Below are 14,856 nucleotides of genomic sequence, written 5' to 3' on the forward strand. Positions count from 1 at the left end.
CTCAGTGTTCGACATTGGTGCAGGTGCTGTACCACCAGCAGACCAAGTATCCGTCGGCGCCTTGACAGCAGCGTCACTCCGGGGGCGATTGGCGCAGCCGGACTTGCCACCTACAGTACGCACCAAGTCGGCGTCCTACCCGAGGAAACTCAACCGCACCTGACGGTCGAGATTCGAGATGTTCGTGTCCACCAGGCACACCGACTGCCAGGTCCCCAGTTCCAGCGCTCCCCCGATCACCGGCAGCGTCGCATGGGGCGGAACGATCGCCGGGAGGACGTGGTCGCGGCCGTGGCCGGGGCTGCCGTGGCGGTGCTGCCAGCGGTCGTCGGCCGGGAGGAGGGTGTGCAGGGCCGCGAGGAGGTCGTCGTCGCTGCCCGCGCCCGTCTCGATGACGGCGATGCCCGCCGTCGCGTGCGGGACGAAGATGTTGAGCAGGCCGTCGCGGCCGCGGGCGACATCCCGCAGGAAGGACTCGCAGTCGCGGGTGAGGTCGACGATCTGCTCGGCGGAGCCGGTGGCGACGTTGAGGACGTGGGTCGTGAAGGCATCGGACATACACGCCATTGTCGCCCACCAGGGTCCCTGCGCGACGGAACGCCGTCGGCAGAGGTCCCGCACTCTGGTACCCGGGGTCCACACAGCGAGACGGCATTGACGGTACGTCGACAAGTAGCTACGTTCTGGCGCATGTTGCGTTCAGCCTTGCTCACCACGCGCGGTCACATCGACCTGCTGCGGGTGGCCTCCGCCGCGTGTCGCCGCGGCTGCTGACGCCCTTCTTCTCGCTCCCCCTCTTTCTTTCTTCTCTCGTTCCGCCCAGTCACCGCTTCGGTTCACCCATGCACCGACGCGTCGCTGAGGCGTGTCCGGCGCTGCCGCGACCGCCACCGGAGCGCATCCTCCCCTGCCCTGGAGTGCCATGAGCATCAGTCATGCCCCGCCCCAGAATCCCCCCGGCGACATATCCGGCAAGCCCGGCGATGTGGACTCGTCTCGTCCTGTGGACGACGTGTCCGAGCTGGAGCTGGTGCCGATCGTCCCGTCCTCCGCCCGTCGCGCCCGTCTCCCCCGATGGCTGCGCCGCACCTCCGGCCCCGTACTGCTGCTCGCGCTCTGGCAACTGCTCAGCTCCACCCACGTGTTGACGCCCGAGGTGCTGGCCTCGCCGGGCACCATCGCCGGTGTCGCCCGGGACCTCTTCGCCGACGGTTCGCTGACCAACGCCATGGGGGTCTCGCTGCAACGCGTCGCCCTCGGGCTGCTCTTCGGCGTGGTCGTCGGGGTCGGACTCGCTCTGGTGTCGGGACTGTTCCAGGTCGGTGAGGATCTGGTCGACGCGAGTGTGCAGATGCTGCGGACCGTGCCGTTCGTGGGGCTCATCCCGCTGTTCATCATCTGGTTCGGGATCGGCGAGGCCCCGAAGATCGCCATCATCACGCTGGGCGTTTCGTTCCCGCTGTATCTCAACGTCTACGCCGGAATTCGGGGCGTCGACTCCCAACTCGTGGAGGCCGGGGAGTCGTTGGGGCTGAGTCGCTGGGGTCTCGTCCGCCATGTCGTGCTGCCGGGGGCGCTGCCCGGGGCCATGACCGGGCTGCGCTATTCGCTCGGCATCGCCTGGCTCGCGCTCGTCTTCGCCGAGCAGATCAACGCCGACGCCGGCATCGGCTTCCTGATGGTGCAGGCGCGGGACTTCCTGCGGACCGACGTCATCGTCGTCTGCCTGATCGTCTACGCGTTCCTCGGCCTGCTCGCCGATTTCGTCGTCCGAACCCTCGAAAGGCTGTTGCTGCAATGGCGACCGACGTTCACGGGCCGGTGACCCCGCCCACCACGACCCGATCCGCGGTACGCGTCGCAGGGCTCACCCGCGCCTTCGACGGACGCGCCGTCATCGACGATCTCCAACTCGACGTTAAGGAGGGAGAGTTCGTCGTGCTGCTCGGGCGCAGCGGATGCGGCAAGTCGACCCTGCTGCGGATCCTCGCCGGGCTCGACCGCGACATCGAGGGCACCGTCCTGGTACCGCGCCGCAAGGCCGTGGCCTTCCAGGCGCCCCGTCTGATGCCGTGGAAGCGGGTGTGGCGCAACGTTCTGCTCGGCCTGCCGGGTGCCCCGGGCCGCGAGGTCGCCGAGCGGGCGCTGGACGAGGTCGGCCTCGCGCACCGTACGAACGCCTGGCCCAAGACGCTCTCCGGTGGCGAGGCCCAGCGCGCCTCGCTCGCCCGCGCCCTGGTGCGCGAGCCCGAACTCCTGCTGCTGGACGAACCGTTCGGCGCACTGGACGCGCTCACCCGGATCACGGCGCAGCGCCTGGTCGGCGAGTTGTGGCAGCGGCGGGGCTGCGCCGTTCTCCTGGTCACCCACGACGTCGAGGAGGCCGTGCTCCTCGCCGACCGGGTGCTCGTGATGGACGACGGCGTCATCGCGTACGAGACCCGGATCGATCTGGAGCGGCCGCGCGACATCGGCGACCCGCACTTCGCGGAACTACGCGGCGAGTTGCTGCGGCGGCTCGGCGTCGACGACACCGAGGACGACGGCGCGAAGCAAGCCTCGAACTGACCCGCCCCGCACCCCTCTCCCCCAACACACACGGCCCGATACCGCACGGCCCAACGCCCCTCCCTCCGAACGGACTTCGACCATGCGACGCCTTCTTCCCCTCCCCGCCCTGCTCGCCCCGCTCGCCCTGCTCCTCGCCGCCTGCTCCGGCGCCTCATCCGCCAGCACGTCCACCGCGGGCGCGGGCGGTGGCGGAACCGACGGAAAGGGCTCCCTCACGCTCAACGTCGGTGACCAGAAGGGCGGTTCGGAGGCGGTACTGCGGGCCGCCGGCGAGCTGGACGATCTCGACTACAAGATCCGCTGGTCCACCTTCACCTCCGGACCACCGTTGCTCGAAGCCGTCAACGCCAAGGCCGTGGACATCGGGGGTGTCGGCAACACCCCGCCCGTCTTCGCGGCCGGCGCCGATTCGAAGATCAAGGTGGTGTCGGCCAGTCACGGCACCGCGAAGGGCGACACCATCCTCGTACCGAAGGACTCCACGCTGCGTACGCCGTCCGAGCTGAAGGGGAAGTCGATCGCGGTGGCGCAGGGGTCGTCCGCGCACTATCAGTTGGTCGCCTCCCTGGAGAAGGCCGGGCTCGGACTCGGGGACGTCAAGGTCAAGTACCTCCAACCGGCGGACTCGCTGGCCGCGTTCACCGCCGGGAAGGTCGACGCGTGGGCGGTCTGGGACCCGTACACCTCGCAGGTGCTGCGCGCGAAGCAGGGCCGGGTGCTCACCGACGGGGACGGGGTCACCAACGGGCTCGCCTTCCAGGTCGCCGCCCCGACCGCGCTCGCCGACAAGAAGAAGTCCGCGGCCATCAAGGACTATCTGGACCGGCTGCGGCGCGCGCAGGACTGGGTCTACAAGCACCCCGACCAGTGGGCGAAGGTCTGGGCGAAGGACACCGGGCTGCCCTACGACGTCGCGCTCGACGCGGTGAAGCGGACCAACGGCACGCGCGTGACCGTCTCCATCGACAAGGGGGTCATCGCCTCGGAGCAGCGGATCGCCGACACCTTCACGAAGCTGAAGCTGATCCCGCGCAAGGTCGACTTCGCGGAGTTCGTCGACACCCGGTTCAACGGCGATCTGCCGTCCTCCACCACCGCCCCGCGCACCTTCGGCAAGGAGTCCTGACCATGACCGTGTCTCTGCACTGGTTCCTGCCGACCGGCGGCGACGGGCGCACCCTGGTCGACCGGCACGCCTTCAGTGGCGGCGCTCTGGGTGGCACACCGGGCGGTGCGGTTGCCGGAGTGCGGGCGCCGAGCCTCGACTATCTGATCCAAATCGCCAAAGCAGCGGAACAGTTGGGCTTCGAAGGGGTCCTCACACCGACCGGCACCTGGTGCGAGGACGCCTGGCTGACGACGGTGGCGCTCGCTCAGCACACGCGTCGGCTGAAGTTCCTCGTCGCGTTCCGGCCCGGTGCGATCTCCCCGGTCCTCGCCGCGCAGATGGCGTCGACGTATCAACGCCTCACCCAGGGGCGGCTGTTGCTCAATGTCGTCACCGGTGGTGACTCGGCCGAGCAGCGCCGTTACGGCGATCATCTCGACCACGACCACCGCTATGCCCGCACCGACGAGTTCCTCTCCGTCGTGCGCGGCGTGTGGGGCGGGAGTGCGCAGGCCCCGTACGACTTCGCGGGCGAGCACTACCGGATCGACGCGGGCTACTCGGCGCTGCCGCCCGAGCCGGTGCCGCAGATCTTCTTCGGAGGCTCGTCGGCGGCCGCCGGGCCGGTCGCCGCGCGGCACACGGACGTCTATCTGACCTGGGGCGAGCCGCCGCAGCAGGTGAAGGAGAAGATCGACTGGATCCGGTCCCTCGCCGAGAAGGAGGGGCGGACCGTGCGGTTCGGGATCCGGCTGCACACGATCACCCGCGACTCGGCGCGCGACGCGTGGACCACCGCCGACCGGCTGCTCGACGACCTCTCCCCCGAGACGGTCGCGGCGGCGCAGGCCGCGCTCGGCCGCAGCGAGTCGGTCGGACAGCAGCGGATGCTCGCGCTGCACGGCGGCAAGCGGGAGAGCCTGGAGATCTCGCCCAACCTGTGGGCCGGGGTCGGTCTCGTGCGCGGTGGCGCGGGGACGGCGCTCGTCGGCAGTCACGCCGACGTCGCCGACCGGATCGAGGAGTACCACGCGCTCGGCATCGAGCACTTCGTGCTCTCCGGCTACCCGCATCTGGAGGAGGCGTACTGGTTCGGGGAGGGCGTGATCCCCGAGCTGGTGGCGCGCGGGCTCGTGGCGCCGGTGGCGGCCGCAGGGGGTGCGCCGCTGCTCGTCGCCGGCGGGCGCTGAGTCCCGGCAGAGCGGCGGTACGGGGCCCGGGAAGATCTCGGGCCCCGGCCGAGTTGGTAGAAACGTGAACGAGATCGGGGTACGCGAGGCGGCCGTCGACACCGGTGGCGCACGGCAGGTCGACGTCGTGGTCATCGGCGCGGGGCAGGCGGGCCTGTCCGCCGCCTTTCACCTGCGGCGGGTGGGCCTGCGGCCGGAGCGGGACTTCGTCGTCCTCGACCACGCGCCCCGGCCCGGCGGCGCCTGGCAGTTCCGCTGGCCCTCACTCACGTACGGCAAGGTGCACGGGATGCACTCGCTGCCGGGCATGGAGCTGACCGGCGCCGATCCGGCGCGGCCGTCTTCCGAGGTCATCGCCGAGTACTTCGACACGTACGAGAAGACGTTCGGGCTGCGGGTTCGGCGGCCCGTCGACGTTCACCGGGTGCGCGAGGGGGACGGCGGGCGGCTGCTCGTCGAGACCTCGGACGGGGTGTGGGCGACGCGCGCCCTGATCAATGCGACGGGCACCTGGGACCGGCCGTTCTGGCCGCGCTATCCGGGCCAGGAGACGTTCCTCGGGCGGCAGGTGCACACCGCGCGGTACCCGGGTCCCGAGGCGTTCGCGGGACAGCGGGTCGTCGTGGTCGGCGGGGGCGCGTCGGGGACCCAGCACCTGATGGAGATCGCCCCGTACGCCGCTTCGACGACCTGGGTGACGCGGCGGCCGCCCGTCTTCCGCGAGGGCCCCTTCGACGAGGAGCGCGGCCGCGCCGCGGTGGCTCTGGTCGAGGAGCGGGTGCGGGAGGGGCTCACGCCGCTGAGCGTGGTGTCGGTGACCGGGCTGCCGGTCAACGACGCGATCCGCGAGGCCCGCGCGAACGGGGTCCTGGACCGGCTGCCCATGTTTGACCGGATCACCCCGACGGGTGTGGCCTGGGACGACGGGCGTGTGGTGGCGGCCGATGTGATCCTTTGGGCCACCGGCTTCCGTGCGGTGATCGACCATCTGGCTCCGCTGAAGCTGCGCGAGCCCGGCGGTGGGATCCGGATGACGGGGACGCGGGCGGCGCTCGATCCGCGGGTGCATCTCGTGGGGTACGGGCCGTCGGCGAGCACCATCGGCGCGAACCGTGCGGGGCGCGCCGCCGTACGGGAGATCCAGCGGCTGCTCGACCGGGAGAGCCGGGAGAACGGCGATCGGGAGAGTCGCGAGCGCGGGGAGAGCCCCGAGGACCGGGCACACCGGGAATCGGCGGTCGTGGCCCGAGTGTCTTGAGGGCGCGGCGGGTCGACCCGCACCGCGCCCGCCGTACCGGCGAGGACCCGAGCCCTCAGCCGTCCTTCTTCTGCGCGGCCTTGTTCTTGTTGAACTCCGCGACGTTCTTCTGCTGCTCCGCGAAGTCCGCGGTGAAGCGGGTGTCCCCCGGCTTGACCGTGACGAAGTACAGCCAGTCGCCCTGCGGCGGAGCGGCCGCCGCGTTCAGCGCCTGCTCGCCGGGGTTGCCGATCGGCGACGGCGGCAGGCCCATGCGCGCGTACGTGTTGTACGGGCTGTCACTCTTGGTGTCCTTCTCGCTGGTCGCCAGCGTGGAACGGCCGAGCCCGTAGTTGAGCGTGGAGTCCATCTGCAGCGGCATGCCGTGGTTGAGCCGGTTGTAGATGACGCGGGCGACCTTGCCCATGTCCTCCTTGTTGTCGGCCTCGGCCTCGACGATGCTCGCGATGGTGACGGTCTGGTACTGACTCACCGTGTTCTGCGGGGCCCCCGCCGTGGAGTTCGGCCCGTGGAACCTCTTGTTGGCCGTGGTGACCATGTACGCGAGAAGAGACTGCGGTGTCGACTTGTCGCTCAGGGGATACGTCGCCGGGAACAGATAGCCCTCAGGGTTGCCGGCCGCGTCGCTGGGGAGCTTGAGGCCCGCCTTGGGCACGGCCTTCTTGGTGGTACCGGCCGGCACGCCGAGCACTTTGTCGACGGCGTCGTAGACCTGGCCCGACCGCCAACCCTCGGGAATGGTCAGCGCTTCGGGGCCGCCCTGGTCCTCACCGGACAGGGCCAGCGGCACCGCCACAGCGGTGGCCGCCGCGACGGCCCCGGTCGCCAGCAGGACGATGCGCCCTCTGCGCGTGATTCGGATCGTGCTCCGTCGCGGAGTCTCGTTCAGCATGCGGGAACGGTAACCCGCAAATCGCGGTATTTACGACATATCTTCACTCCGGAACCCGCACCGCCCCCGGGTGGGCCAGTGCCCACGACCGGGGCTCCGGCTCACGCCGCCACCTTCTCCAGCTGGGCGTCGCGCCGCACCAGGGCCGCGTACCGACCCGCTCGGCCGAGCAGCTCTTCATGGGTGCCGCGCTCGGCTATGCGACCGGAGTCCAGGACCACGATCTGGTCGGCACCGCGGACCGTGGAGAGGCGGTGCGCGATGGTGAGCGTGGTGCGATCGGCCGAGAGGGCGTCGATGGCTTCCTGCACGGCGTGCTCGGTCCGGGTGTCGAGGGCGCTGGTCGCCTCGTCCAGGATGAGGATCGGCGGGTCGCGCAGGATGGTCCGGGCGATGGCGAGCCGCTGCTTCTCGCCGCCCGAAAAGCGGTGTCCGCGCTCGCCGACCACGGTGTCGTAGCCGTCGGGCAGCGAGGCTATGTGGTCGTGGATCTGAGCGGCCCGCGCGGCGGCGTGCAGCTCCGCCTCGGTGGCGTCGGGCTTGGCGAACCGCAGGTTCTCCGCGACGGAGGCGTGGAACAGATAGGTCTCCTGGGAGACGACGCCGATGGACCGCGCGAGGGTGTCGAAGTCCAGGTCGCGCACATCGACCCCGTCGACCGTGACCCGGCCGCCCGTGACGTCGTACAGACGGGGCACCAGATAGCTGAGCGTGGACTTGCCGGAGCCGGTGGGGCCGACGACGGCGAGGCTGCCGCCCGCGGGGACGGTGAGGTCGATGCCGTCGAGCACCGGGCCTTGCCGGTCGTCCGTGACGTCGTAGCGGAACTCGACGTTCTCGAAGCGGACCTCTCCCTTGACGGTGTCGAGGTGGACGGCGTCCGGGCGCTCGGTGATGTCGACGGGCAGGTCGAGGTACTCGAAGATGCGCTGGAACAGGGCGAGCGAGGTCTGGATCTGGACGCCGGTCTGCAGCAGGCTCACGGTCGGCCGGAACAGGCCCTGCTGGAGCGAGACGAACGCGACCAGCGTGCCGATGGAGACCGTGGGACCGCCGAGCTGGAGGGCCACGCCGGCCGTCCAGTAGATGACCGCGGGCATGGCGGCCATGACGATGGAGATGATGGCCATGCGCCAGCGGCCCGCCATGTTCGACCGGACTTCGAGGTCGACCAGTTCGTCCGACTCGGCGGCGAAGGACTGGGTGAGGGAGTCGGCGCGGCCCATGGTGCGGCCGAGCAGGATGCCGCTGACGGACAGCGACTCGGTGACCGTGGCGGCCATCGCCGCCATCTGCTTCTGGCGCTGGGTGGCGATCTTCTTGCGCTCGCGGCCGACCCGGCGGCTGATCCACACGAAGACCGGCAGCAGAAGCAGCGAGACGACCGTGAGACGCCAGTCGAGGGCGATCATCGCGATGATCGTGGCGACGACACTCGTCAGGTTCGACACGAGGGAGGTCGCCGTGGAGGTCACGGTCGCCTGCATGCCGCCGATGTCATTGGCGATGCGCGACTGGACCTCGCCGGTGCGGGTCCTGGTGAAGAAGGCGAGGGACATGCTCTGCAGCCGGCCGTAGACGGCCGTGCGCAGGTCGTGCATGACGCGCTGGCCGACGGTGGTGCTGATGAGCGTCTGCAGCACGCCGAAAGCGCTGGTGACGACGGCGCTGACGATCATGCCGAGGGCCAGCAGGCTGAGCAGCCCGGTGCGGCCCTGCGGGATGGCGACGTCGAGGATCTCCCTGAGCAGGAACGGCGTCGCGACCGTGACCAGGGATGCGGCACCGACCAGGAGCCCGACGAGGGCGAGGCGGCCGCGGTAGGGGCGGAAGAGGGACAGGATGCGGCGGATCTGCCGCGGCTGCCCCGAGCTCTTGGCGTCGGGGGGCGGCGTCCAGGTGATGTCGTCGCGGGGCATGGGCCTCCTAGATTCTGCGAACTGAGCGACTTGAGGAGCTTAGCTCATTGTTACCTATACTCACAATGCACAAAGTCCTGGTAATGTTCCCGGCATGAACACCCCGGACGCCGACGGGTTCCTCGCCGAACAGCTGCTGCGGCTGACCCGCCGCCTTCATCGCATCCAGAAGCGCCAGCTGGAGCCGGTCGGGATCACGCCCGCCCAGTCGCGGCTGCTGCGCGCCCTCGTCCATTACGACACACCGCCCCGGATGGCTGATCTGGCCGAGCGCCTGGAAGTCGTCCCGCGGGCCGTGACCACGGTGGTGGACGGCCTGGAGGCGGGCGAGCTGGTCCGTCGGGTGCCGGATCCCACCAATCGCCGGGTCATCCGGATCGAGCTCACCGAGCGGGGCCGGGCGGCCCTGCGGGAGCTGCGCAGCGCGCGCCGCGCGGCGGCAGAGGAGATCCTGGCCCCATTGGACAGGGAGCAGCGCGCCCAGCTGACGGTGTTGCTGAACGCCCTGTTCGAAGCCCCGCGCGAGCGGGACTGCTGACACCGCGGACCGCTGACCGTCCGCCGATCGAGGAGAGCCATGCCGCTGCTGGAGCCGAAGCCGGAAGCACTGCGTCCGGGATCCCGACCGTCCGACCCGGCGCCCGACCGCGTCCAGGGCCGGCAGGCCGGCGGCACCCCCGAGCCGCTGCGCACGGACCTGACCGAGCTGCTCGGCGCGGACAAGGTGCTGACGAAGATCTCGGACCTGGTGCGCTACGCCTCGGACGCGAGCCCGTACCGCTTCGTGCCGCAGGTCGTGGTGGTCGCCGAGGACATCGACGATGTGTCGGCGGTGATGTCGTACGCGCACGGCAAGGGCCGCGAGGTCGTATTCCGCGCGGCGGGCACGTCGCTGAACGGGCAGGCGCAGGGCGAGGACATCCTCGTCGACGTACGGAGGTTCTGGGCGGGCGTCGAGGTGCTCGGCGACGGCGAGCGGGCCCGTATCGGCCCGGGCACCACGATCGTGCGCGCCAATGCCACGCTCGCGCGTCACGGGCGGGTCCTGGGCCCCGACCCGGCGAGCGCCATCGCCTGCACCATCGGCGGCGTGGTGGCGAACAACGCGTCGGGCATGACGGCGGGCACGACCCGCAATTCGTACCGGATGCTCGCCTCGCTCACCTTCGTCCTGCCGTCGGGCACGGTCGTCGACACCGGGGATCCACAGGCCGACGCCGACCTCGCGCACGCCGAACCGGCACTCTGCGAGGGCCTGTTGGCGATCAAGCGCGAGATCGAGGCGGATGCCGAGCTGACCCGCAGGATCCGCGCCAAGTACGAGATCAAGAACACGAACGGCTACCGGCTGGACGCCTTCCTGGACGGCTCCACGCCGGTCGAGATCCTGCGCGGCCTGATGGTGGGTTCGCAGGGCACCTTCGGTTTCATCTCCGAAGTCGTCTTCGACACCCTGCCGTTGGACCGGAAGGTGACGACGGCGCTGCTGTTCTTCCCTTCGCTGACGGCGGCCGCCGCGGCGGTGCCCGTCTTCAACGAGGCGGGGGCGCTGGCCGTCGAGCTGATGGACGGCAACACGCTGCGCGCGTCGGTGAGCGTGCAGGGCGTGCCGCAGGACTGGGCCCAGCTGCCGAAGGAGACGGCGGCGCTGCTCGTGGAGTTCCGCGCGCCGGACGACGATCAGCAGGCGGCGTACGAGAAGAAGGCCGCTCAGGTCCTCGAAGGGCTCGACCTGGTCGCGCCCGTCGCCTCGGTGAGCAATGAGTTCACGCGGGACGCGAAGACGATCTCGGGCTACTGGAAGGCGCGCAAGGCGTTCGTGACGGCGGTCGGTGGTTCGCGCCCTTCGGGGACGACGCTGATCACGGAGGACTTCGCCGTGCCGCCCGCGCGCCTGGCCGAGGCCTGTGAGGCGCTGCTCGAACTCCAGACGCGGCACGGCTTCGACGCCGCCGTGGCGGGACACGCCGCGCACGGGAATCTGCACTTCCTGCTGGCGTTCGACGCGGGGAAGCCGGCGGACGTGGACCGGTACGCGGCCTTCATGGACGACTTCTGCCGGCTCACGGTGGAGCGGTTCGACGGATCGCTGAAGGCGGAGCACGCCACGGGCCGCAACATCGCGCCCTTCCTGGAGCTCGAATGGGGTTCCGGGGCCACGGAGCTGATGTGGCGCACCAAGCAGGTCATCGACCCCGACGGGGTGCTGGCCCCGCGCATCGTCCTGGACCGCGACCCGAAGGCGCATCTGCGGGGTCTGAAGACGATCCCGAAGGTGGAGCTGATCGCGGATCCGTGCATCGAGTGCGGCTTCTGCGAGCCCACCTGCCCCAGTGAGGACCTGACCACGACGCCGCGCCAGCGGATCGTGCTGCGCCGCGAGATGATGCGCCAGCCGTCGGGATCGCCGGTCGAGCAGGAGCTGATCGAGGCCTACGGATACGACGCGGTCGACACCTGCGCCGGGGACTCCACCTGCAAACTGGCCTGCCCTGTCGGCATCGACACGGGCGCTTTCATGAAGGGCTTCCGGCACGCGCGGCACTCACCGCGCGAGGAGAAGGTGGCCGCGCTCACCGCGAAGAACTTCAAGGCCGTCGAGGCGTCGGCCCGGCTCGCCGTGGCCGCAGCCGACAAGATCGGTGACCGACTGCTGACGAGCGTCACCACCGCGGCCCGCAAGGCGATCCGCCCCGACCTCGTCCCCGAGTGGCTGCCGGAGATTCCGGCGGCGGCCGCCCGCAAGCTGCCGCGCACCGCACGCGCGAGCGCCACAGCCGTGTACTACCCGGCCTGTGTGAACCGCATCTTCGGCACCCCCGGGGACGTCTCGCTGCCTCAGGCCGTCGTCGCGGTCTCCGCGCGCGCGGGCAGGCCGGTCTGGATCCCCGACGATGTCGCCGGGACGTGCTGCGCCACGATCTGGCACTCCAAGGGCTACGACGAGGGCAACACGATCATGGCGAACCGGATCGTCGAGGCGGCCTGGGGCTGGACCGCGGGCGGCCGTCTGCCGCTGGTCGTGGACGCGTCCTCGTGCACGCTCGGCATCGCGCACGAGGTGGTGCCGTATCTCACCGACGACAACAGGGAGCTGCACGCCGAGCTGAAGATCGTCGACTCCCTGGTGTGGGCGGCCGACGAGCTGCTGCCGCACCTGACGGTCGAGCGGACGGTCGGCTCGGCCGTGCTGCACCCCACGTGCTCGATGGAGCACCTGGGCGACGTGGCCCAGTTGAAGGCGATCGCCGAGGCCTGTGCCGATGAGGTCGTGATGCCGGACGACGCGGGATGCTGCGCCTTCGCGGGCGACCGCGGCATGCTCCACAAGGAGCTGACCGAATCGGCGACGGCGAAGGAGGCCGCCGAGGTCACGTCCCGCGCCTTCGACGCGCATCTGTCGGCGAACCGGATGTGCGAGGTGGGCATGGACCACGCCACGGGTCGCACCTACTACTCGGTTCTCGTGGAGCTCGAGCGCGCGACGCGGCCGGCGCGTGGCGAGCGATCCCTCCACGGGAGTCCAAAGGCTCAGTAAAGAAAGTCCAACTCCCCGACCACTTGGGGCTCTTGCGCCCCGCCTTCACCGCCTCCAGGGTGGCTTGCGTTTGCCACGCACCGCACCCACCACCCTGGAGGTCCGATGCACGACGACAGCCTGCCTCTCAACACCCCGGAGCCCGAAGGCCGTTCACGCCGTGATGTCCTGCGTACGGCGGGTGTCGCGGGGGCGGGGATCGGTCTCGGGCTCGGCGCGCTGGAGTCAGGACCGGCGTACGCCGCGTCGGCCGCGCAGGAGCACACATCGGTGAGCACGGCGCCCGCCCGGCAGGGCGCGACGATGATCGGCGTACCGTTCGAGCGGCGTTCCACGGTGCGCGTCGGGATCATCGGCCTCGGCAACCGCGGCGGCAGCATGATCGACCTCTTCCTCGCGATGCCGGGCGTGCGCGTCGTCGCGCTGTGCGACCCGGTGAAGGACAAGACGGAGCGGGCCGCCGCCAAGGTGACCGCCGCGGGCCGGCCCGCCCCGGCGACGTACACCAAGGGCGAGCACGACTACGAGAACCTGTGCAAGCGCGGCGACGTGGACTTCGTGTACGCGGCGACGCCCTGGGACCGGCACTTCGAGATGGCCAAGACGGCCATGTTGAACGGCAAGCACGTCGGCGTCGAATGCCCCATCGCCCTCCAGCTCGACCAGTTGTGGGAGCTGGTGAACCTCTCCGAGCGCACCCGCCGGCACTGTATGCAGCTGGAGAACTGCTGCTACGGCCGCAACGAGATGCGGGTGCTGCGGATGGCGCACGCGGGCAAGTTCGGTCAACTCCTGCACGGCGCGGGCGCGTACAACCACGATCTGCGCGGCCTGATGTTCGACCCCGACTACTACGAGGGTCCGTGGCGCCGCCTGTGGCACACCCGGCTGCGCGGCGATCTCTATCCCAACCACGGCTTCGGCCCGGTCGCCAACTACATGGACGTCAACCGCGGGGACCGGGTCACGCACATCTCCAGCTTCGGCACGCCGTCCCTCGGTCTCGCCGAGTACCGGGCCGCCCACATGCCCGCCGACGATCCGAGCTGGAAGGAGTCCTACATCGAGTCGGACCGCACGATCAGCCTCGTCCAGACGGCGAAGGGCCGGGTGATCCGGCTCGAACACGATGTCAGCACCCCGCACCCGTACTCGCGCATCAATCAGCTCGGCGGCACGAAGGGTGTGTTCGAGGACTACCCGGAGCGCATCTACATCGAGCCGGACCAGAAGGACGACGCCTGGGGCGACTTCGGCCAGTACGCCGACTGGGACCACTGGCTGTGGAAGGAGCACGCCAACCCGCCCGGCGGCCACGGCGGCATGGACTACATCATGGTCTACCGCCTGACACAGACGATGCGGCTCGGCCTCGTACCGGACTTCGACGTATACGACGCCGCGACCTGGACTTCTCCGGTGCCGCTGAGCCATCTCTCCATCAAGGCGAAGGGCGCGCCGCAGCCGATCCCGGACTTCACGCGCGGCGAGTGGCGCAAGAAGCGCGGCGGCGTCGACTCGGAGAAGCCGGCCGAGGAGTAGTTTCCGGCCCCCTCCACCGGCGCCGGTACCGCAAGTACGCCCGAGCCCTGTCCTGCCCTGGGCTCGGGCCTGTGGTCAGGTCGCCTTGAGTTCGGCCTTGTCGCCCATCACCACGACCGGGTGCTGCGCGGGGTCGAGCGTCTTGAGGAGGTACTGCATGTTCGCCTTCGACTGGCTCACGCAGGCCGAGGTGCCGCTGCCGTGGTCCATGTGCAGCCAGATGCTGCCGCCCTTGGACTGACCCTGCGGACGCGTCGGGTCGTTCGGCGCGGTGCCCTTCACCCGGTTGTAGTCGATCGCGATGACGTAGTCGAAGTCGTGCCAGTGCGACTTCGCCCAGTAGTGCGGCGCCTGGATCGACGCGGTCTGTGTGTAGGGCAGCTTCGCCCCCGGGTCGGCGAGCACGCCGCCGGCGTCGCTGAGGGTGAACACACCGACCGGACTGCGCTTGTCGTCCTCCCGGTGGTCCGTCGTCCAGCCCTTCTTGCCGTTGTGCCCGGACCAGCTGCGGGCCTTCTTCCAGGTGTCGCCCGACTTGGTGTAGAGGACGATCGTGGAGTCCGCGGAGTTCTTCCCGTCCCCATAGACCGCGACGACCTGCCGCGAGTTCGCGGGGATCTGCTTCTGGTAGCGGGCGCCGACGTCCGGGATCGTCTTCGAATCGGCCGGCCGCGCCGCGTCGGTGTGCGCGTCGTCCTCCGAGCTGTGCGCCCCTGACGTGGCACTCCCGCCATCCGCGCCGCACGCCGCCACCGTCGTCAGCAACACTCCGCAGGCCGCCGCCGCGACACCCGCCCGAACCGCACCCGCAATACGCATGCGCTCCATGCTCGCACTT

The 14,856-nt window shown here is 70.2% G+C and carries 12 protein-coding genes; 8 read left to right on the plus strand and 4 right to left on the minus strand.

Annotated features, from left to right (window positions below; all coding sequences use genetic code 11):
• Window positions 1-135: 135 nt before the first annotated feature.
• Entirely contained in the window at window positions 136-558 is a 423-nt protein-coding gene (locus ACFVDP_RS13390; protein WP_383487973.1) for a YjbQ family protein, read from the minus strand.
• Between the two features lie 364 nt (window positions 559-922).
• On the opposite strand from ACFVDP_RS13390, the gene ACFVDP_RS13395 reads away from it, so the two are divergent.
• From ACFVDP_RS13395 to ACFVDP_RS13415, 5 genes are all read left to right on the plus strand, one after another.
• The gene (locus ACFVDP_RS13395) at window positions 923-1,825 is read left to right on the plus strand and encodes an ABC transporter permease (protein WP_383487976.1); all 903 of its coding nucleotides are present in this window, start codon (window positions 923-925) and stop codon (window positions 1,823-1,825) included.
• Window positions 1,798-2,568 carry an ABC transporter ATP-binding protein gene (locus ACFVDP_RS13400; RefSeq protein WP_383487979.1) on the plus strand — a complete coding sequence of 257 codons (771 nt, stop codon included), beginning with the start codon at window positions 1,798-1,800 and terminating at the stop codon, window positions 2,566-2,568. The genes ACFVDP_RS13395 and ACFVDP_RS13400 overlap by 28 nt, the downstream gene beginning before the upstream one ends.
• 82 nt (window positions 2,569-2,650) lie before the next feature.
• Complete coding sequence (locus ACFVDP_RS13405; protein ID WP_383487982.1) at window positions 2,651-3,697, plus strand: ABC transporter substrate-binding protein; 1,047 nt, start codon at window positions 2,651-2,653, stop codon at window positions 3,695-3,697.
• 2 nt (window positions 3,698-3,699) lie between these two features.
• Entirely contained in the window at window positions 3,700-4,869 is a 1,170-nt protein-coding gene (locus tag ACFVDP_RS13410) for an LLM class flavin-dependent oxidoreductase (protein WP_383487985.1), read from the plus strand.
• 64 nt (window positions 4,870-4,933) lie between these two features.
• A complete protein-coding gene (locus ACFVDP_RS13415; protein ID WP_383487988.1) occupies window positions 4,934-6,127 on the plus strand; it encodes an NAD(P)-binding domain-containing protein in 1,194 nt (397 codons plus the stop codon).
• Between the two features lie 55 nt (window positions 6,128-6,182).
• Here ACFVDP_RS13415 and mltG read toward each other — a convergent pair whose 3' ends face one another.
• Window positions 6,183-7,019, minus strand: coding sequence for an endolytic transglycosylase MltG (gene mltG, locus ACFVDP_RS13420; RefSeq protein WP_383487991.1), 837 nt, complete (start codon window positions 7,017-7,019; stop codon window positions 6,183-6,185).
• A gap of 101 nt (window positions 7,020-7,120) precedes the next feature.
• Complete coding sequence (locus ACFVDP_RS13425) at window positions 7,121-8,938, minus strand: ABC transporter ATP-binding protein (RefSeq protein WP_383487994.1); 1,818 nt, start codon at window positions 8,936-8,938, stop codon at window positions 7,121-7,123.
• A 94-nt stretch (window positions 8,939-9,032) separates the two neighbouring features.
• Between ACFVDP_RS13425 and ACFVDP_RS13430 the strand changes: the two genes are divergently transcribed.
• From ACFVDP_RS13430 to ACFVDP_RS13440, 3 genes are all read left to right on the plus strand, one after another.
• Window positions 9,033-9,476, plus strand: a complete 444-nt coding sequence (locus tag ACFVDP_RS13430; RefSeq protein ID WP_383487997.1) for a MarR family winged helix-turn-helix transcriptional regulator — start codon at window positions 9,033-9,035, stop codon at window positions 9,474-9,476.
• 39 nt (window positions 9,477-9,515) lie between these two features.
• Entirely contained in the window at window positions 9,516-12,476 is a 2,961-nt protein-coding gene (locus ACFVDP_RS13435; protein ID WP_383487999.1) for an FAD-binding and (Fe-S)-binding domain-containing protein, read from the plus strand.
• Window positions 12,477-12,581: 105 nt separating this feature from the next.
• Window positions 12,582-14,018, plus strand: coding sequence for a Gfo/Idh/MocA family protein (locus ACFVDP_RS13440; protein WP_383488002.1), 1,437 nt, complete (start codon window positions 12,582-12,584; stop codon window positions 14,016-14,018).
• Between the two features lie 75 nt (window positions 14,019-14,093).
• Here the strand turns inward: ACFVDP_RS13440 and ACFVDP_RS13445 are convergent, their stop codons facing one another.
• Complete coding sequence (locus ACFVDP_RS13445; RefSeq protein ID WP_383488005.1) at window positions 14,094-14,837, minus strand: hypothetical protein; 744 nt, start codon at window positions 14,835-14,837, stop codon at window positions 14,094-14,096.
• Between the last annotated feature and the right edge of the window lie 19 nt (window positions 14,838-14,856).

The sequence above is a fragment of the Streptomyces sp. NPDC057694 genome (genome assembly GCF_042799415.1).
Classification (GTDB): domain Bacteria; phylum Actinomycetota; class Actinomycetes; order Streptomycetales; family Streptomycetaceae; genus Streptomyces.